Genomic DNA, 18956 nt, shown 5'->3' with positions numbered 1-18956 from the left:
GGCGCGCGCCGGCCCGGCCTCAGTTGAGGCGGATCTTTTCCAGCAGCTGGGTGGTGTTGTAGCGCATCAGCGAGAGGTAGTCCGGCGCCGGGCCGCCCGCCTTGGACAGGGCGTCGGCATACAGCTTGCCGCCGGCGGTGACACCCGCCTCGCGGCCGATCTGCTGCAGCAGCTTGGGATTGGCCATGTTCTCGAAGAACAATGCCTTGATCTTCTCGGCGCGGATCTGGCGGATCAGCGCCGCCATTTCCCGGGCGCTCGGCTCGCTGTCGGTGGACACGCCCTGCGCCGCCAGGAAGCGTACTTTGTAGCGCGCGCCGTAGTACTCGAAGGCGTCATGCGAGGTGATCACGCGGCGCTTGGCCGCAGGGATCTGCGCGAACTGCGCGGCGGCCCAGCGGTCCAGCTCCTGCAGCCGGGCGACGTAGGCTTCGCCGTTCTTCCTGTAGAGATCGGCCCCCGCCGGATCCAGTTTGCCCAGCGCGGCGGCGATGTTGCGCGCGTAGACGATCACGTTCTGCGGATCCTGCCAGGCGTGCGGGTCGTCGCGACCGTGATGGTGATCGTGCCCTTCATGGCCGTGCTCGTCATGCTCTTCCTCGGCGCGCTCGCGGGCCTGGATGCCGGCCGACGCCGTCACGATGGCGCCGCGGTAGTTGGCCGATTGCGCCAGGCGCTCCATCCAGCCCTCGAAGCCCAGGCCGTTGACCACCACCAGCCTGGCGCGCGAGACCGCCTTGATGTCGTCCGGCGCGGGCTGGAACACGTGCGCGTCCTCGTCGGGACCCACCAGCGTGGACACGGCGATGCGGTCGCCGCCGACGTTGGCGACGATGTCGCCGAGGATGCTGAAGCTGGCCACCACCGGAATGCGCTCGGCAGCCGCCGCGGACAGGCAGGCCGCCAGCGACAGGCCGGCCAGCAGGAGGGAAAGGGGACGTAGCAAGCTCATGCGGACTCCGGAGTCGATAACGAAAGAATTCAGCCCTGCAGGTGCGGCCGGCGCAGCAGGCGCGGCAGCCAGCCGCGCGGCGCCAGCAGCAGCGAGGCGGCGTACAGCGCGCCGGCGCAGACGATGATCACCGGGCCCGACGGCACCGAGGCGTAATAGGAAATCAGCAGCCCGGCATAACCGGCGACGGCCGCCTGCAGCACGCTGTTGCACAGCTGGGCCGGCAGCGTGTCGTGCCACAGCCGCGCCGAGACCGCCGGCAGCATCATCAGGCCGACCGCCATCAGGGTGCCCAGCGTCTGGAACGAGGCCACCAGGTTCATCACCACCAGCATCAGGAACACTTGCTGGTAGATCGCGCCGCCGCTGCGTCCCCCGCCCACTGCCATGTAGGCCGGGTCGAAGCTCTCCAGCAGCAGGCCGCGATACAGGGCGGCGATCGCCAGCACGCTGGCGCTGGCCACGCCGGCGATCAGCAGCAAGCCTTCGCTGTCCACGCCCAGCACGTTGCCGAACAGGATGTGCAACAGGTCGAGCTGGGTGCCGTGGCGCGAGATCAGGATCACGCCCAGCGCCAGCGCCACCACATAGATGGCGGCCATGCTGGCGTCTTCCTTGAGCTCGGTGTGGCGGCTGATCCAGCCGGCCACCGCCACCACCAGCACGCCGGCGGCGAACCCGCCGATCGACAAGGCCGGCAGCGACAAGCCGAAGAAGATAAAGCCCACCGCCACGCCCGGCAGCACCGCGTGACTCAGGGCCTCGCCGAACAGGCTCATGCGCCGCAGCGTCAGCAGCACGCCCAGCGGCGCGCTGCCCAGCGCCAGCGCAAAGGCCGCCACCAGGGCGCGGCGCATGAAGGAAAACTCCTGGAACGGTTCGACGGCGAACTGGTGCAAGGCGGACCACAGCGTCATTGGGCACCGCCTTCGGATGCGCCGCCGCGATGATGGCGATGGCCATGGCCGTGCTCATGCGCGTGCGACAGCGCCAGCACATCGGCTTCGCTCACCTCGCAGATGCCCGCGTGCTCGTCCACGGCTTCGGCCATGGCGCGCGCGCGCAGCAGGTTTTCCTCGCACATGACCTCGGCGGTATCGCCCCAGGCCACCACGTTGCGCGCCAGCAGCAGCGTCTGCGGAAAGGCGCGGCGCACCTGGTCGTGGTCGTGCAGCACCGCGATCACGGTGCGGCGCTGCGCATGCCACGCCGAGATGATGCGCAACAGGTCGCCGGTGGTGCGGGAGTCGATGGCGTTGAAGGGTTCGTCGAGCAGGATCACCTCCGCGTCCTGCAGCAGGATACGGGCGAACAGCACGCGCTGGAATTGCCCCACCGAGAGGCTCGACACCGGCCGTGCGGCGAAGCCTTCCAACCCCACCGCGGTCATCGCGCGGCGCGCGCGCTCGACCAGTTGGGCGTCGATCCCACCCCAGTTGCCCTTGGCTTGCCAGTAGCCCAGCAGCACGCAGTCCAGCACCGAAATCGGGAAGCTGCGGTCGATCTCGGCCTGCTGCGGCAGGTAGGCGATGCGCCGGGCATCGACGTGGGTGACCACGCGGCCATCATTGCAGCGCACCAGCCCCAGCATGCTTTTGAGCAGCGTGCTCTTGCCGGCGCCGTTGGGGCCGACCACGGCGGTCAGCGACCCGCGCGCGAAGGCGCCGTTGACGTGGTGCAGGGCCGGATGCCGGCGGTAGCTGACGGTCAGGTTCTCCAGGGAGATGGCGGCGGTCATGGTGGTCATGTCAGCCCTCGCCCAGCGCCCACATGACGCCCAGCCACAGCAGCAGGCACACGGGCAGGACGGCGAGCACGCGCAGCCACCAGGGGCTGGCGAGCACGCCTTGCTTCATCGAAAAACGAGAAAAAACCGACACGGCAGAGAACCTGGGCAAGAGAAAATGGGAGAAAGACGCACACAATGGCCGCAGTCCGGGGATACGCCCGGGATCTTGCGCAACCCTGTTGCAACAATCGGGAAAGACCGAATTATAATGCAACCCTGTTGCAGAATGTAACAAGACTGAATTTTTCCGGCGGCCAGGTTCACAATGCCGAGCTTGAACCAGCTCCTGTCCCGCCCTGTCCGCCCTTACAAACCGGAAAGCCGCTCATGTCCCGACTGACCAAAGCCCTGCCCCTCATCCTGTTCCCGCTCGCCTGCCTGCCCGCGCTGGCCGCCGACGGTCACGACCACCATGGCAACCATCCCGCGCACGTGCACGGCGTGGGCAAGCTGGACGTGGCGCTGGAAGGCAACACCCTGACGCTGCACCTCGATACGCCGTTGATCAACCTGGTCGGCTTCGAGCACGCGGCCACCTCCACCAAGGACAAGGACACCGTGGAGGCGGCCGCCAGGATGCTGCGCGACATCCCGGGCATCTTCGCCACCGATGCCGCGGCCCAGTGCAAGCCGGCCGAGGTGCAGCTGGAATCGGCCGCGCTGCCGCCGGCGCTGCTGGGCGAAAAGGCCGTCAGCACACCGCAGGCCGCGCCCAACGACGGCCACGCCGACCTCGACGGCGACTTCACCCTGGTCTGCGCCAGCCCCGGCGCCCTCAACAGCGTGGATGCGGCAGGCCTGCTGCGCGCCTTCCCCGGCTTCCAGCGCATCGACGTACAACTGGCCACGCCCAAGAAGCAGGCTGCCTTCCAGCTGGCGCCGGGCAACAGCGTCATTCCCCTCAACTGACGGCCATGCGCCGCTGCGGCCTGGCCGGGGAGTCAGGCCGCTGACAGCATGCCGGCGTATCATCCCGCTTGCCCTTTCGCTTTCGGCGCACTCGTCTTGCGCAGCCAGTCTCCGACATGAATCAGCCTCAGACCGCCGCCGCGATCCACCTGCGCGGCCTCAGCTTTACCTGGCCCGGCCAATCGCAGCCGGCGCTGGCGCTGGATGAACTGCGGGTGGCGCCGCGCGAGCACGTCTTCGTCAGCGGTCCCAGCGGCAGCGGCAAGAGCACGCTGCTGGCCGCCATCGGCGGCATCGTCGCGCCGCAAGCGGGCAGCGTCGAGGTGCTCGGCCAGGCGCTGCAAGCGCTGCCGGCGGCGCGCCGCGACCGTTTCCGGGTCGACCACATCGGTTTCATCTTCCAGCAGTTCAACCTGTTGCCCTATCTCTCCATCGTCGACAACGTGCTGCTGCCCTGCCAGTTCTCGGCCTACCGCAAGGCGCGCGCCCTGGGCCAAGGCGGCAATCTGCGCGATGCCGCGCAGGCGCTGCTGCGCGCGCTGGACCTGGCGCCGGCGCTGTGGACGCGCCCGGCCACCCAGCTCTCCATCGGCCAGCAGCAGCGCGTGGCGGCGGCGCGCGCGCTGATCGGGCGGCCTGAGATCATCGTCGCCGACGAACCGACCTCGGCGCTCGACAGCGACCGCCAGCAGGCCTTCCTCGACCTGCTGCGGCGCGAATGCGACCAGGGCGATTCGGCCCTGGTCTTCGTCAGCCACGACCTGCGCCTGGCCGAACGTTTCCATCGCCGCATCGCGCTGGAGCAGCTCAATCGCGCGGCCGCGCCTGGGGAGGCCGCATGAAGCTGTTGCTGCGCCTGGCCGCGAAAAGCGCCTGGAACCGCCGGTTCACGCTGGGGCTGATGCTGCTGGCGATCGCCCTGTCCACCACCATGCTGCTGGGCATCGAGCGCGTGCGCCATGAGGTGCGCGCGGGCTTCTCGCAATCGGTGTCCGGCACCGACCTGGTGGTCGGCGCGCGCACCAGCCCGATCCAGTTGATGCTGTACGCCATCTTCCGCATCGGCGGCGCCACCAACAACATGGGCTGGGACAGCGCGCAGGCGCTGGCGCGTAACCCGGCCGTGGCGTGGACCATCCCGATCTCGCTGGGCGACTCGCACCGCGGCTTCCCGGTGCTGGCCACCAACGACGACTACTTCCGCCACTTCCATTACGGCGACGGCCGCCCGCTGCAACTGACGCAAGGCAAGCCCTTCGCCGACGTGTTCGACGCCGTGCTCGGCGCCGAGGTGGCCGCCAGGCTGCACTACAAGGTGGGCGACCATATCGTGCTGGCGCATGGCATGGGCGGCATGGGATTGACGCAGCACGCCGACAAGCCCTTCGTCGTCACCGGCATCCTGGCGCGCACCGGCACCCCGGTGGACCGCACCGTGCACATCGGCCTGGGCGGCATGGAAGCCATCCACCTCGACTGGGAGGGCGGCGCACCGCTGCCCGGCCTGCATATCGACGCCGGCCTGGTGAAGAAATTCGACCTCACCCCCAAGAGCATCACGGCGGTGCTGGTCGGCCTGAAGAGCCGCGCCCGCGTGTTCGCCCTGCAACGCGACATCGCCGACGGCGACGGCTTTAAGGAACCGCTGATGGCGGTGCTGCCCGGCGTGGCGCTGGACCAGCTGTGGGACGTGGTCGGCATCGGCGAGAACGCCTTGCTGGTGGTCTCGGGCATGGTGGTGGTGGTCGGCCTGGCCGGGTTGGTGGCGGCGATCCTCGCCAGCCTGGGCGAGCGCCGCCGCGAGCTGGCGATCCTGCGCTCGGTGGGCGCGCGGCCGTGGGACGTGTTCCTGCTGTTGTCCATCGAAGGCCTGGGCGTGATGCTGGCCGGCGTGGCGCTGGGCGTGATGCTGCTGAGCGTATTGCTGCTGGCGCTGGGGCCGGCGCTGGCCGCGCGCTTCGGCCTTGCGCTGCAGCCTGCATGGCCCGCCGCCGGCGAATTACAATTGCTGCTGTGGACCGTCGCCGCCGGGTTCGCCGCCAGCCTGCTGCCGGGCCTGCGCGCCTACCGGCTGAGCCTGTCCGACGGCCTTACTCCCCGACTCTAGATGCTCTTATGAAAACCCTCTATTGGATAGGCGGCATCGCCGCCGCCGGCCTGCTGGTCGGCACCGGCGTGCGCATGGCGGCGCATTCCGGCGATGCGCCGCCGGCCGCGTCCGCTCCCGCGGCCGCCCCGCAGGCAGCCGGCGCGCCGCTGGCCGGCAGCGTCCCGGCCGTCACTGCGCGCGCCGACAGCGGCAGCACGGTGACCGGCGTAGCCGACGCGTCGTCGGCGCAGTACAAGGTGGGCGACCACCTCAAGCAAAGCGTCACCGATGCCGACCAGCCCTACAAAGCGTCCGGCAAGACCGTCAACGGCTACCAGGAAATTGCCTGGGAGGGCCTGATCCCCAAGGACTGGGACGCCATGGCGCCGTTCAAGGGCCTGAAGCTGGACCAGATGGACGACAACGACCCGCGCGCCGACGCGGCGCTGTGGAAGGCCAAGAAATACTGGAAGCAGGCGCCGGTCGATGCCGCCATGGAAGGACGCGCCGTGCGCCTGCCGGGCTTCGTGGTGTCGCTGGACCGCGAGGGCGAGGCGCTCAAGGAATTCCTGCTGGTGCCCTACTTCGGCGCCTGCATCCACGTGCCGCCGCCGCCGGCCAACCAGATCATCCACGTCAAGAGCGCGCGCGCCGTCAAGGACGTGCGCACCATGGACGCGGTCTGGATCAGCGGCGTGATCAAGGTCGAGCGTTCCGACTCCTCCATGGGCGCCTCGGGCTACAGCATGACAGCGGTCAAGGTCGAGCCCTACACCGCGCCGGACAACAACGGCTGACGGCCGCGCCCCGGCGGTTATCCACACTTTCCGGGGGCAAGCCTGTGGAAAACACTTTGGCAAGTGACTCAAGCCCTTGATTTGAAAAACCTTTCCATTTCCGTAGCAAAGCACGGCAACCGCCCCCGCAAGCGTCTGGACATATCCACACATTTTGGTGGCAAGCCTGTGGAAAACCGCTGGAGAAGTGAGCTAAGCGATTGATCGGCAAGGACTTTCCGTTTTCGTAGCAAAGCGCGGCAAAAACGCGGCAAGGCTCGACAGCGATAGCGCTCGGCGCCGGCGTGTGGAGATATCCACACATTTTGGTGGCAAGCCTGTGGAAAACGCGTTGAAAAGCGAATCAAGTCCTTGAAAGAAAAGGAGATTCCGGTTTCTGCGCGGCATTGGGCAGAAGGAAGCGGCAGAGAAGAGAGAAAAGACGGGAGGAGATCAGGTGTCACCCGCCTGCGGCTCACGACAAACCGCAGGCGGGTGTGGACGCACCCCGCGTCGCGTGACCGGGTCGGCTTTCGCCTGCCGGGAAGGGAGGATCGCGACTTCCAATACGTGTGCGCACTGCCGGGTTATGACGCCACTGTCCGGCGTTGGCGTGATGCCTTGCAAAAACGGCTGAATTCGTTGCGGCGGATGTCCGCTGGAGAAAAATGCCTGCGACGCGCTCGCATCGCAGGCGAAACATCTGCAACAGGTACAGAGGAGACAGAGCGGATAGTAATGGCGCCGTGTTACACGGGCATGACATCGGCTCCTCGACGGATGCCGGCCAGCCCGGGCGAAAGAAATTGCGGAGGAAGGCCGGCGTGTCACGACGGCGTCACATAGGATGGTTAAAGTCTTGTCTCTAGTGCGGTACATGCAACCGATATGCATGATCGCATGGTGTGTTGGACACTCGTCCAGCACACCCTCCCTACGGAGGCGTCCGCCTCGACTTCCCGGTTACGATCCCATGCAAGCGCCCGTCCGCCAGGCGGCGAACGCCGTGCACGATTGCGCGCTTACCAGACGCCGTCGATGGCGGTCGGGATCAAGCGGATGCGCGAGACCTCGCCCTCTTCTCCTTGCAGCGCCAGGTCGTCCGGCATCGCACGGGGCGGCTTGCGGTACCACTCGATGCAAACCTGGGACAGGTTGGTCAGCGCCTTCTTGGCCATGAACTGCTGCAGCAGCTCGCGCGTGAGTTCAAGATTGGGCGCCAGGAAGAAATCGCCGGGCGCGGCCAGGGCCGTCGCCGAGCCGCTCATGCGGCCGAGGTCCTTCTGGAACATATTGCGGGACACCGGCAGCGCATGGCCTGCCGCGGCGAGCAATTCCTGAAATACCGGCGCCATGAAGTCGATTGCGTAACCATCGCATTGAACCCAGGTATGGAATGCGTCATGGTTGCTGGCGATGGATTGGGCGTCTTCGCCCAGCTCGCCGAAGGACAGCGCGCCGCCGCTCTCCTGGTTGATCAGGTAGAACGCCGCGCCTGCAACGGGAAACGCATTGCGTTTATAGAACTTCTTCAGGATCTGTGCCGCAGTGACGCTGAAGAAAAAGCTTGCGGCCGGGATATCCGCTTCGACGCTCTGGAGTACCGAGTGCACGACACGGAAGATGCGCTGATAGTCGGCCAATGGAATCAGCGGACGCAGCTTCTGGGAGGATGGCGATGAATTTTGCATCTCGTCATTTTCTCATGGAAAAGAACGGGCAAGCCGCCTGGCCGCTCCCGGAAGTGCAGCTGCACACTCCCGTTGCGTGACGCGCCTTGGAATTTCCCTGCGGCCTCACGGCTTGCCGTTCCACCCTCAAGAAGACTGCCTTGCTGCTACTGCTGTACTGCCACTGCCTTGCTGCTCACTGCAACTGCGGGCTCGCAGTTGCCGATACTGACTGCGGATACTGCTTGCACTTCTACTGCGGATATATCAACTGCGGTATTGCCGCTACTGCTACTTCAATTGCATTGGTACTGCGTACTGCATGGACTGCATGGACTGCCACTTCAGATACTGCCGATACTGCTTCTGCTGCATTTGCTGCCACGGTCTTCCAGCTTGAGCACCACTACTCGCACGGATTTCCTTCTGCTGCCTGCTGCATGTTTCCAACTACAAACTACGAACTACGAACTACGAACTACGAACTACAACCCCTTGCTGCAAAAACTTTCCCCCTACCGGTACTGCAACTGCTCCCCGTCCGGAAACCGCCGTGGTGAACTGCGCTGGCGGCGCCCTTTTCCTCCCCCACCTTGCGCCCGGCCGTCCTTTCCCCAGGAAGGCCCGGCGCCGTATCCCATTCATTTACAGCTGAGCTGCGCCGTCCCTGCGCTGCATGAAGCAGGTGCAGTCCACCTCGTGGTGCTGCGTGCAATGGCGCAGCGACTGGCGCGATGCCTCGTCGGCGAACATCGGCTCGGCGCCGATCTCGGCGCTTGAGAACAGCAGGGCCGACGCGCTGCTTGCCTGCTGGTCGCGCGGGCCCTCGTCCAGCGATACTTCCATGAGGCCCCACTCGCGGTCGGTCTTGACGAACAGGTACATCAGCACCGAGCAGAACAGCAGGTAACTGATGAACATCAGGGTGATCTCACCCGGTACGGATTCGGTGACGAAATGCATGACGACCTCCTATCGAACTCCATCAACAAGGGTCTATAGTTCATTTCGGCAATTCGTCGCACTGCTTCGAATCCGGAGACACAGACCGCGTTTCATTGATGCTCATGGTAGGCATTCGGACGCGCGCCAACCATCGGGGAATTCCTGAATTTGAAGACGGCCATGGCATATACGCCACATAGGGGAAAACCTGAGAAAACGGCGGCGGGAAAATGCGCGGCGCGGCCACCCGAAAAACGCGGCCGGGGGCTGCCTGAAACGGCGGCAAAAAAAGAAAACCCGCCGGGCTTGCGCCGGGCGGGTTCAAACTCAATAGTCCAAGTCCAGGAGTGTTGAGGAGACGGCCTGACTATATCCAAGGATGGCCAGGCCGTGAACGAAGCAATCGTCATGCGCTTATTCTGCGCGCGCATAAGCAAGTCCCGCACGGCTTTGTGGCAGGCCGCCGCGCCGCGCGCCTGCTCAGCCCGGCTTGACCGGCAGCCAGCGTTCCACCAGCCGGCTCCAGTAGGCGGCGCCGACCGGGATGTTCTCGTCGTTGAAGTCGTAGCCGGCGTTGTGCAGCATCGGCTGCCCCTGGCCATTGCCCACGCGCAGGAAGCAGCCCGGCCGCTGCTGCAGGAAGTAGGCGAAGTCCTCGCTGCCGGCGATCGGCCCGAAGGACGGGATCACCTTGTCCTCTCCCACCAGTTCCACCGCCACGCTGCGCGCGAACTCGGTTTCGGCGTCGCTGTTGACCAGCACCGGATAGCCGTGCAGGTAGTCGATGTCGGCGCGCGCGCCGTAGCTGGCGGCATGGGTCTCCACCAGCGCGCGGATGCGCTGCTCCAGCAGCTCGCGCACCTCCTGCTTGAAGGAGCGCACGCTCAGCTCCATGGTCGCGTACTCGGGAATCACGTTGGCCGCATTGCCGGCGTGCAGCGTGCCTACCGTGATCACCGCCGTTTCCATCGGGTCGACGTTGCGCGAGACCACCGTCTGCAAGGCCATCACCAGGCTGGCGGCCACGACGATGGGATCGACCGACTGGTGCGGCCGCGCCGCATGGCTCCCGCGGCCGGTGAGCCTGATCTTGACGGTGTCGCAGGCGGCCATGAACGGCCCGCTGCGGAACATGAAGGTGCCGGCGGCCACGCCAGGATGGTTGTGGATGCCGAACACGGCGTCGCAGGGGAAGCGCTCGAACAGCCGGTCTTCCAGCATCTTTTGCGCGCCGCTGTCGAAACCGGCTTCCTCGGCCGGCTGGAAGATCAGGTTCAGGGTGCCGTCGAAGTTGCGGGTGCGCGCCAGGTGCCTGGCCGCGCCCAGCAGCATGGCGGTGTGGCCGTCGTGGCCGCAGGCGTGCATGGTGCCGTGCTTGCGGCTGGCCCACTCCAGACCGGTCTCCTCGGCGATGGGCAAGGCGTCCATGTCGGCGCGCAGGCCGATGCTGCGCGTCGCCGATCCGGCTCGCAGCGTGCCCACCAGGCCGTTGCCGCCGATGTTGCGGGTCACAGCGTAGCCCCACTCTTCCAGCCGCGCCGCCACCAGCGCGGCGGTGTCGGCCTCCTGGAAGGACAGCTCGGGATGCTGGTGGATATGGCGGCGGATGCCGACGATCTCGTCCTTGATATCTTCCAGGTCGGCGACCCGGGACAGCGTGTTGGCGTGGCTCATTGTTGTTCTCCGTGCGGTTGCGGTTCAGGCGGCCGCGCGGCGCGCCATGACCTGCGCGCCCTGCTCGGCCAGGTCCCAGAACAGCCCGGCCATGACTTGCAGCGATTCGCGCGAAACGCTGGCCAGTATATGCTCGTTGGGCGCGTGCTGCGAGCAGGCCGGATAGGAGTGCGGCACCCACAGCGTGGGCAGGCCCAGCGTCTCGTAGAACACGTCGTTGGGCAGCGAGCCGCCGAGGTTGGGCAGGAGCGTGGGCTTCTTGCCGCTGGTCTCCTGCATCGAGGCCAGGCCCCAGCGCACCCACTCGTCGTCCGGATCGAGCCGCGTGGCGGAAAACTGCACGCCGGACAAGGCCACCTCGACGTCGTTGTAGCCGTGCGCATCGAGATGGGCGCGGATATTGGCGAGGAAGTTGCCGTCGTCGCTACCCACCACGAAACGGATCTGGCAATGCGCGCTGGCGTGGCCGGGAATGGCGTTGACCGGCGCCTCCGGGTTGCCGGTCTTGAAGGCCAGCACCTCCAGCGTGTTCCAGCCGAACACGCGCTCGGCCGGCGTCATGCCCGGTTCGCCCCATTCGGTATCGACCTCGGGATCGCTGGGGCCACCGCCGACCCTGACGTCGGCCAGCGCCTCGCGCACGCTCTGCGGCAGCGATTGCGGCAACAGGCTGGGCACGCGGATGCGGCCGCGACCGTCGACCAGGCAAGCGATCGCATTGGCCAGGCGCACCCCGGGGTTGCGCAGCAGGCCGCCCCAGTTGCCGGAGTGGTGGCCGCCGTCGCGCAGGTTGACCTTGAGGTCGAAGTTGCAGCCGCCGCGCGAGCCGAGGAACATGGTCGGCGTAGGCGCGTTCACGCGCGGGCCGTCGGAGGCGATGAAGATATCCGACTTCAGGCGCTGCGCATATTGCGCGCACACCGCGTTCAGGCCGGGCGAGCCGGTCTCCTCGCCCATCTCCAGGATCACCTTGACGTTGTAGCCCAGCTTGCCGCCGCGCGCCTTCATCACCTCTTCCAGCGCGGCGAAGTTGATGGTGTGCTGGGCCTTGTTGTCGGCGGTGCCGCGGCCGTACCAGCGGTCGCCGTCGACCACGATCTCCCACGGCGAGAGGCCGGCGCGCCACTGCTTGTCGTAGCCGCGCACCACGTCGCCGTGGCCGTAGGTCAGGAGCGTGAAGGCGGCGCCCTCCTCCAGGCGCTCGCCGATCAGGAACGGGCTGCCGTTGGGCAGCGGGTTCTCCACCACCTCGCAGGCGAAACCCAGGCCCTGCAGATAGGGCACGATCTCCTGATGCAGGTAGTCGTACAGGATGGGACGGCTGGCCGGCTCCTGGCTCTCGGTACGGATGGCGACGCGGCGCTTCATCGTTTCCATGAAACGGCCGTCGTCGAAATACGCTTCCACCCCGGCAATGGCTTGTGCTCTGCTCATGCTGTTTCTCCTCTGGTCAAATGTCTTCGGGCAAACGGGATGCAACCGCCCCTGCCGGCTTCGGCGTCCAAGCTGCGGCCATGGGGCGGTTGCGCTTTATCTCATGCGGCGGCGGCCAGTTGCGGCAAGCCCCGGCCGGGCTCCGGCGTCAGCGCCGAGGCCAGCAGCATGCGCGTGTAGGGATGCTGGGCTTCGCTGAAGATCTTCTCGCGCGTCTGCAGCTCGACGATGCGACCCTGGTTCATCACCGCCACCCGATCCACCAGGTGCTCCACCACGCCCAGGTCGTGGCTGATGAACAGGTAGGTCAGTCCGAACTCGGCCTTCAGGTCCAGTAGCAGGTTCAGTATCTGCGCCTGCACCGAGACGTCCAGCGCCGAGGTTGGTTCGTCGCAGATCAGGATGTCGGGGCGCAGGATCAGCGCGCGCGCGATCGCCACGCGCTGGCGCTGGCCGCCGGAGAGCTGGTTCGGGTACTGGCCGCTGGTGCGCTCGGGCATGCCCACCAGGTCGAGGATCTGGCGCACCTTGCGGGCGCGCTCGGCGGCGCTGCCGATGCGGTGGATCTTCAGCGGCAGGCCGACGATGTCGGCCACCGTCTTGCGCAGGTTGAGCGAGGAGTACGGGTCCTGGAAGATCGGCTGGATATGGCGCGCATGCTCCTTGCGGTGGCCGGGATCGACCTCGCGGCCGTTGATCAGCACGTTGCCCGAACTCGGTTCCAGCAAGCCCAGCAGCATCTTGGCCAGCGTGCTCTTGCCGCAGCCGGATTCGCCCACCAGGCCCAGCGTCTCGCCGCGATACAGGCGCAACGACACGTCGTCGACCGCCCTGATCTCGCCCGGCTCCCTGAACATGCCGCGCTTGAGCCGGTACACCTTGGACAGCGCGCACAGCTCCAGCGCGATGTCGTCGCCTTGCGCCTGCGTTTGTTGCGCCTGTTGCGTGTCATGCGTGCTCATGCCAGCGCCTCCGTCGGTTCGGCCTGCGTCGACGCGTCCGGCTTGTGGCAACGCACGTGGTGCGGCGCCGTCGCGCGGCCCTTGTCGGGCATCGGCGGATCGGTCTCGCAGCCGCCGTCGGCCCTGGCGCAGCGATTGCGGAAGGCGCAGCCCGAGACCTCCCCGACCAGGCTGGGCACCACGCCCGGGATGGCCTGCAGGCGGCTGCCCGGCAGCGTCTTACCGCGCACCGGGATGCAGTTCAGCAGGCCGCGGGTATAGGGATGGCGCGGCTGGGCGAACAGCTGGGCGACGTCGGTGGTCTCCACCACCTGTCCGGCGTACATCACCGCCACGCGGTCGGCGATGCGCGAGACCACGCCGAGGTCGTGGGTGATGAAGATCACCGCGGTGCCGAACTCCCGCTGCAGCTCGCGGATCATGCGCAGGATCTGCGCCTGGATGGTGACGTCCAGCGCCGTGGTCGGCTCGTCGGCGATGATCAGGTCGGGGCTGCACATGAGCGACATGGCGATCATCACGCGCTGGCGCAGGCCGCCGGAGAGCTGGTGCGGATACTGCCGCAGCCGGTCCTCGGCGTTGGCGATGCCGGTGCGGTGCAGCAGGTAGATCGCCCGCTCGCGCGCCTCGGCGCGGGACACGCGCGGCTGCTGCAGCATCGCCTCGCACAGCTGGTTGCCCAGCGTGTAGGCCGGATTGAGCGAGGTCATCGGCTCCTGGAAGATCATGGCCATGCGCTTGCCGCGCAGCTGCATCAGCTGTTTTTCGCTCATCCCGTTGAGATCGGCGCCGTCGAACAGGATATGGTCTGCGCTGCAGCGCGCCTTGCGCGGCAGCAGTCCCATCAGCGCCAGCGAGGTCATAGACTTGCCGCAGCCGGACTCGCCCACCAGGCACAGCATCTCGCCGCGCCTGACCTGGAAGTCGATGCCGCGCACGGCGTGCAGCATGCCGTTCTCGGTGGGCAGGTCCACCTTCAGGTTTTTCACATCGAGCAATACGCTCATGGCTTTCTCCTTGGGCTCAGTTGCGGCCATCGGGCGCGTTGACATCGCGGATGCCGTCGCCCACCAGGTTGATGGCCAGCACCAGCAGCGCCAGCGCCAGGCCCGGGATGACGATCACCCACGGCTTGAAGAACATGTAGGACTTGCCCTCGGCCACCATCAGCCCCCAGGAGGGCATGGGCGGCTGCACGCCCAGGCCGAGGAAGGACAGCGTGGCTTCCAGCAGGATCGCGTGCGCCATCTCCAGCGTCGCCACCACGATCAGCGCGCCCATGATGTTGGGCAGGATCTCGCGCGCCAGGATGTAGGGCGTGGAGGCGCCGATGGACTTGGCGGCGGCGATGAACTCGGCGTCGCGCAGCTGCTGCGTGGCCGAGCGCGTGACCACCGCGAAGCGGTCCCACAGCAGCAGCCCCAGCAGCACGATCACCACCTTCAGCGAGCCGCCCACCAGCGAGGCCATGGCCAGCGCCACCAGCACCACCGGCATGGCCAGCCGGGTGGTGATCAGGTAGCTGATCACGGCGTCGGTGCGCCCGCCGAAGTAGCCGGCCAGCACGCCCAGCGTGGTGCCGATCAGGCCCGAGATCAGCGCGGCGGCAATGCCGATGGTCAGCGAGACGCGGGTGCCGTAGATCAGCCGCGAGAGATAGTCGCGCCCCAGCTTGTCGGTACCGAGGATATGTTCCCAGCTACCCTGGGCATGCCACACCGGCGGGATCAGGCGCGCCGAGACGTTCTGGTCGAAGGGATCGTGCGGCGCCAGCAGCGGCGCGAAGATCGCCGCCAGCGCCACCAGCGCCAGCACCGCAGCGCCCAGCATCAGGCCGCGATGGCCCAGCAGGCGGTTCAGCTTGCGGCGCCACGGCGGGACCGGCTTGACGGCGACCTGCAGCAGCGCGCCCGCTTGCAGGGTGGGGGAAGTGGCGGTCATGTGGGCTCCTTGGTCCTGGTTCCTGGCGATCAGCGGGTACGGATGCGCGGGTCGAGCAGCGCGTTGATGACGTCGGCCAGGAAGGTCAGGCCGATGTAGAACATGGCGATGATCAGCACCACCGCCTGCACCACGGGATAGTCGTTGCGCGAGATGGCGTCCCAGGCCAGTTGGCCCAGGCCCTGCATGGAATACACCGATTCGATCACCACCGAACCGCCCAGCATGAAGCCCAGCTCCACCGCCGCCAGCGCCACCACCGGGATCACCGCGTTGCGCAAGGCGTGCTTGAACACCACCCTGGATTTGGAGAGGCCCTTGGCGCGCGCGGTGCGGATGTAGTCCGAGCCCAGCACCTCCAGCATGCCGGCGCGCGTCAGGCGCATCATGGCCGGCATGGCGTAGTAGCCCAGCGCCACGGCCGGCAGGATGAAGTTTTGCCACCCCTCGTTGCCGGCCACCGGCAGCCAGTGCAGCGTGACGGCGAAGATGAGGATCAGCGTCAGGCCGAACCAGAAGCTCGGCATCGCCTGCCCCACCACCGCCACCAGCAAGGCCGCGCGGTCGAGCCAGGTGTCGCGGTACAGCGCCGCCAGCACGCCCAGCGGAATGGCTGTAAAGATGGCCAGCAGCAAGGCGCTGCCGCCCAGCTTGAAGGTGATCGGCAGGCGCTCGGCGATCATCTCCATGACCGGCCCCTGGAAGTAGAAGGAATTGCCGAAGTCCAGCTGCACGGCCCGGCCCAGCCACTCCAGGTATTGCGTGGCCATCGGCCGGTCCAGCCCGAACTGGGTGCGCACCGCCTCGACCTGGGCCGCGGTGGCTTCGGGGCCGGCGATCGATACCGCCAGGTCGCCCGACAGGTGCAACAGCGAGAAGCTGACCACGGAAACCGTCAGCGCCACGCACAGGGCGATGGCCATACGGCGCAGGATGTAGATCAACATGGCGGCCTTTCCTCGGGCGGTTGGCGGGAATGCGGGTGAGTCAGGGCGCCGGGCAAACCCCGGCGCCCGGCCTGCTACTTCCAGGCAGCCTCGTAGAAACGGGGCAGCTCATCCGGATAGCCCTGGAACTTCAGCTGCGCGCTGTAGGCGTAGAAAGTCGAATACGAGAACAGCGGCGCCACGTAGGCCTGCTTGGAGATCAGCTCCTGCGCCTTGGTGTAGTTGGCCTTGCGCACCGCCGGATCGATCGAGGAGTCGGCCGTCTGCAGGTACTGCTGCAACTGCGGATCCTTGGTGATGTCGTCGGCGCTGCCCTTGAAGTAGACGCCGGCGAAGGCCGAGGTGTCGTTCATCGAGAACGAGCCCCAGGAATAGAAACTCATGGGCGTCTTGCCGGCGCGGTACTCGTTCTGCAGGGCCGCGAACTTCATGTAGTGCAGCCGCGCGCGGATGCCCACCTTGTGCAGGTCGCCGATGATGGCCTCGGCCACCTCGCGCTCGCGGTAGGCATAGATATCGGTGTCGAAGCCGTTGGCATAGCCGGCCGCCGCCAGCAGCTCCTTGGCCTTGGCCGGGTTGTAGTCGAACTTGATGGCGGCGTTGCTATCGCACCCGAACTGGGTACGGAAGCAAGCCGTATAGACCGGCTGGCTGCCGCCGCGCATCAGGTTCTCGGCGATGCCCTTGCGGTTGATCGCATGGTTCACCGCCTGGCGCACGCGCACATCCTTGAACGGCGAGTTGGCCGAGGAGGAGCCGGTGGCGTCCAGCGTGACGAAGCCCACGCGCATGGTCTCGCCGCTTTGCACCGCCAGCTTGGGGTTGGTCTTGAGCGAATCGGCCTGGTCCGGCGGCACGCGCCAGATCCAGTCGATGGCGCCGGTCATGAGCTGGGCCGCGCGCGTTTCCGGATCGGGGATGACCACGAACTTGATGTTGCCGATGGAGGGCTGGCCCTGCGGGCTGTCCTTGAAGTAACCGGCGTTCTTGACCAGCGTCACGCCCTGCCCCGGCGTGACCGAGGTGACCTTGTACGGGCCGGTGCCGATCGGCGCCTTGGAGAAGCCCTCCAGCCCGACCTTCTTGAAGTAGGCCGCCGGGTAGATCGGCAGCGGGCCGGCCAGGTATTCCAGCGCGGCCGGGAACGGCGCCTTCAGGTTCAGGCGCACCTTGTAGTCGCCCAGCTTCTCGGCGCTCTTGATCCAGTCGGTATTCTGGCGCGTCACCGCCTTCGACTCCGGCGAAACGGCGTAGTTGAAGGTGAACACCACATCATCGGCGCCGAACTTGTCGCCGTTCTGGAACGTCACGCCCTGGCGCAGGTCCAGCACCAGCGCGGTGGGCGACTCCCACTTCCAGGCGGTCGCCAGCTGCGGCTTGTATTCGTTGGTCTTGGGGTCGCGGTACACCAGGGTGTCCCAGATCAGGTGGGCCAGGATCACGCCTTCGCGCAGGTTGTTGTGATATTGGCTGATGTTTTCGACCTCGCTGTCGGAGGCATAGATGAGGGTGTCGTTGGCCTTGGTGGCCATCGCTGAAAACGATGCGCCGGCGCCGGCCGCCAGCAGCGCACATCGCGTCCATGCCAGTGCGGATTTCTTTAGTGCGTTCATTCCAACCCCTTCTTTCGATTAAGAGAAATTTGAAAAAACAGCGACGTCGAGGGCATACTAGGCCACGTTTTATCGATGCCGCAATAAGCAAATTTCTAAGCCTGCGTTGCCGAAAACAGATGACTGGATTTGTGCACCACAATGTGATGCCGGCCGCAAAACCCGCATTACAGCTGGGCCGCGGCGCCGCAAGCAGATGCAGCATTTTTGCCGGCGGTTGCGCGGCGGCAGGCGCACCAAAGACGTGAAGCCCGCACCAAATAAATCGTTTGAAATATTTTCCGGGCCGCCGCCAACCGCCGGCCCACAGCACCGAAACGAGGCCCGCAATGAAATCGCAGCACCTGCAAGACACCGCCCTGCGCTACTTCCTGGAAGTGGTCCGCTGCGGTTCCATCAGCGAAGCCTCGCAACGGCTCAACGTGGCCAGCTCCGCCATCAGCCGCCAGATCAGCAGCCTGGAGGCAACCCTGGACACCGTGCTGTTCGAGCGGCGCCCGCGCGGCATGGTGCTCTCGGCCGGCGGCGAGATGCTGGCCGCGCATGCGCGCAAGATGGCGCTGGAGGCGGATCGGGTGGTGGCCGACCTGCAGGCGCTCAAGGGCTTGCGCAGCGGGCGCGTGCGGCTGTCGGCCTCGGAGGGTTTCTCGATCGATTTCCTGCCGCGACTGATCAACGCCTTCCAGAAGAAATACCCCGGCTTCGTGTTCCAGCTCTTCGTCGGCGCGCCGGCGGCGGTATCGCGCCAGGTGCGCGAGGGCAATGCCGACATCGGCCTGACCTTCTCGCGCCTGCCGGAGCCGGAGATCAAGGTGGTGCACCGCCAGCCCGGCCCGATCGCGCTGGTGATGCGCAACGAGCATCCGCTGGCGCGCTTCCGCCAGATCTCGCTGTCGCAGATCCGCCCTTACCCACTGGCGCTGCCGGATCCCACCACCACGCTGCGCCAGCTGTTCGACATCGCCTGCAGCCGCCAGCAGGTCGTAATCGAACCTGTCATGACCAGCAACTACATCCAGGCGCTGCACAATTACGTGCTGGACAACGATGCGCTCTCGATCACCGGCGAGGTCACGGTGCGCTACCGCATCGCCAGCGGCGAGCTGACCATGCGGCCGATCCGCGATTGTCCCGACGACGGCCGTTTCGTCGAAGTGCAGACGCTGGCCGGACGCACGCTGCCGCGCAGCGTGGAGATCTTCCTCGAATACCTGGTGGCGGACCTGAGCAAGGACCTGTAGTCCGGCGCCGCAAT

At 66.6% G+C, this 18956-nt stretch carries 19 protein-coding genes; 5 read left to right on the top strand and 14 right to left on the bottom strand.

Annotated features, from left to right (window positions below; all coding sequences use genetic code 11):
• Nucleotides 1-19 precede the first annotated feature (19 nt).
• From Herbaro_RS07355 to Herbaro_RS07340, 4 genes are read right to left on the bottom strand one after another with little or no spacing between them, the layout of a single operon-like run.
• Complete coding sequence (locus Herbaro_RS07355; protein WP_275013176.1) at nt 20-952, bottom strand: metal ABC transporter solute-binding protein, Zn/Mn family; 933 nt, start codon at nt 950-952, stop codon at nt 20-22.
• A gap of 29 nt (nt 953-981) precedes the next feature.
• Nucleotides 982-1869 carry a metal ABC transporter permease gene (locus tag Herbaro_RS07350; protein WP_275013175.1) on the bottom strand — a complete coding sequence of 296 codons (888 nt, stop codon included), beginning with the start codon at nt 1867-1869 and terminating at the stop codon, nt 982-984.
• Nucleotides 1866-2690, bottom strand: a complete 825-nt coding sequence (locus tag Herbaro_RS07345; RefSeq protein ID WP_275013980.1) for a metal ABC transporter ATP-binding protein — start codon at nt 2688-2690, stop codon at nt 1866-1868. The genes Herbaro_RS07350 and Herbaro_RS07345 overlap by 4 nt, the downstream gene beginning before the upstream one ends.
• Nucleotides 2691-2700: 10 nt before the next feature.
• Nucleotides 2701-2832: a hypothetical protein gene (locus Herbaro_RS07340; protein ID WP_275013174.1), complete on the bottom strand. Its 132-nt coding sequence runs from the start codon at nt 2830-2832 to the stop codon at nt 2701-2703.
• Nucleotides 2833-3068: 236 nt separating this feature from the next.
• On the opposite strand from Herbaro_RS07340, the gene Herbaro_RS07335 reads away from it, so the two are divergent.
• The 4 genes from Herbaro_RS07335 to Herbaro_RS07320 all read left to right on the top strand — a co-directional run bounded on the left by Herbaro_RS07335 (nt 3069) and on the right by Herbaro_RS07320 (nt 6536).
• Nucleotides 3069-3650: a DUF2796 domain-containing protein gene (locus tag Herbaro_RS07335; RefSeq protein ID WP_275013173.1), complete on the top strand. Its 582-nt coding sequence runs from the start codon at nt 3069-3071 to the stop codon at nt 3648-3650.
• A 116-nt stretch (nt 3651-3766) separates the two neighbouring features.
• Nucleotides 3767-4492, top strand: a complete 726-nt coding sequence (locus tag Herbaro_RS07330) for an ABC transporter ATP-binding protein (RefSeq protein WP_275013172.1) — start codon at nt 3767-3769, stop codon at nt 4490-4492.
• On the top strand, nt 4489-5757 hold the full coding sequence (locus tag Herbaro_RS07325) for an ABC transporter permease (RefSeq protein ID WP_275013171.1): 1269 nt from the start codon (nt 4489-4491) through the stop codon (nt 5755-5757). Before Herbaro_RS07330 ends, Herbaro_RS07325 begins: the two co-directional genes overlap by 4 nt.
• 8 nt (nt 5758-5765) lie before the next feature.
• Entirely contained in the window at nt 5766-6536 is a 771-nt protein-coding gene (locus tag Herbaro_RS07320; RefSeq protein WP_275013170.1) for a DUF3299 domain-containing protein, read from the top strand.
• A 1001-nt stretch (nt 6537-7537) separates the two neighbouring features.
• Here Herbaro_RS07320 and Herbaro_RS07315 read toward each other — a convergent pair.
• From Herbaro_RS07315 to Herbaro_RS07270, 10 genes are all read right to left on the bottom strand, one after another.
• Nucleotides 7538-8206: a DUF2026 family protein gene (locus Herbaro_RS07315; RefSeq protein WP_275013169.1), complete on the bottom strand. Its 669-nt coding sequence runs from the start codon at nt 8204-8206 to the stop codon at nt 7538-7540.
• Between the two features lie 624 nt (nt 8207-8830).
• A complete protein-coding gene (locus tag Herbaro_RS07310; protein WP_275013168.1) occupies nt 8831-9148 on the bottom strand; it encodes a hypothetical protein in 318 nt (105 codons plus the stop codon).
• Between the two features lie 92 nt (nt 9149-9240).
• Nucleotides 9241-9540, bottom strand: coding sequence for a hypothetical protein (locus Herbaro_RS07305; RefSeq protein ID WP_275013167.1), 300 nt, complete (start codon nt 9538-9540; stop codon nt 9241-9243).
• A gap of 70 nt (nt 9541-9610) precedes the next feature.
• Entirely contained in the window at nt 9611-10804 is a 1194-nt protein-coding gene (locus Herbaro_RS07300) for a M20 aminoacylase family protein (protein ID WP_275013166.1), read from the bottom strand.
• A 24-nt stretch (nt 10805-10828) separates the two neighbouring features.
• Nucleotides 10829-12238: a M20 family metallopeptidase gene (locus Herbaro_RS07295; RefSeq protein WP_275013165.1), complete on the bottom strand. Its 1410-nt coding sequence runs from the start codon at nt 12236-12238 to the stop codon at nt 10829-10831.
• 101 nt (nt 12239-12339) lie between these two features.
• Nucleotides 12340-13200 (bottom strand): ATP-binding cassette domain-containing protein, encoded by an 861-nt coding sequence (locus tag Herbaro_RS07290; protein WP_275013164.1) that lies wholly within the window; start codon nt 13198-13200, stop codon nt 12340-12342.
• Entirely contained in the window at nt 13197-14207 is a 1011-nt protein-coding gene (locus Herbaro_RS07285; protein WP_275013163.1) for an ABC transporter ATP-binding protein, read from the bottom strand. The genes Herbaro_RS07290 and Herbaro_RS07285 overlap by 4 nt, the downstream gene beginning before the upstream one ends.
• 16 nt (nt 14208-14223) lie before the next feature.
• Nucleotides 14224-15141, bottom strand: coding sequence for an ABC transporter permease (locus Herbaro_RS07280; RefSeq protein ID WP_275013162.1), 918 nt, complete (start codon nt 15139-15141; stop codon nt 14224-14226).
• A 29-nt stretch (nt 15142-15170) separates the two neighbouring features.
• Nucleotides 15171-16088 (bottom strand): ABC transporter permease, encoded by a 918-nt coding sequence (locus Herbaro_RS07275; protein WP_275013161.1) that lies wholly within the window; start codon nt 16086-16088, stop codon nt 15171-15173.
• A 74-nt stretch (nt 16089-16162) separates the two neighbouring features.
• Nucleotides 16163-17701 carry an ABC transporter substrate-binding protein gene (locus Herbaro_RS07270; RefSeq protein ID WP_275013160.1) on the bottom strand — a complete coding sequence of 513 codons (1539 nt, stop codon included), beginning with the start codon at nt 17699-17701 and terminating at the stop codon, nt 16163-16165.
• Nucleotides 17702-18030: 329 nt separating this feature from the next.
• Between Herbaro_RS07270 and Herbaro_RS07265 the strand changes: the two genes are divergently transcribed.
• Complete coding sequence (locus Herbaro_RS07265; protein WP_275013159.1) at nt 18031-18942, top strand: LysR family transcriptional regulator; 912 nt, start codon at nt 18031-18033, stop codon at nt 18940-18942.
• Nucleotides 18943-18956 lie beyond the last annotated feature (14 nt).

It is taken from the genome of Herbaspirillum sp. WKF16, assembly GCF_028993615.1.
In the GTDB taxonomy this organism is placed as follows: domain Bacteria; phylum Pseudomonadota; class Gammaproteobacteria; order Burkholderiales; family Burkholderiaceae_D; genus Herbaspirillum.
The sequence above is the reverse complement of the archived record's forward strand: the minus strand, read 5'-3'. Positions and strand labels throughout refer to the sequence as shown.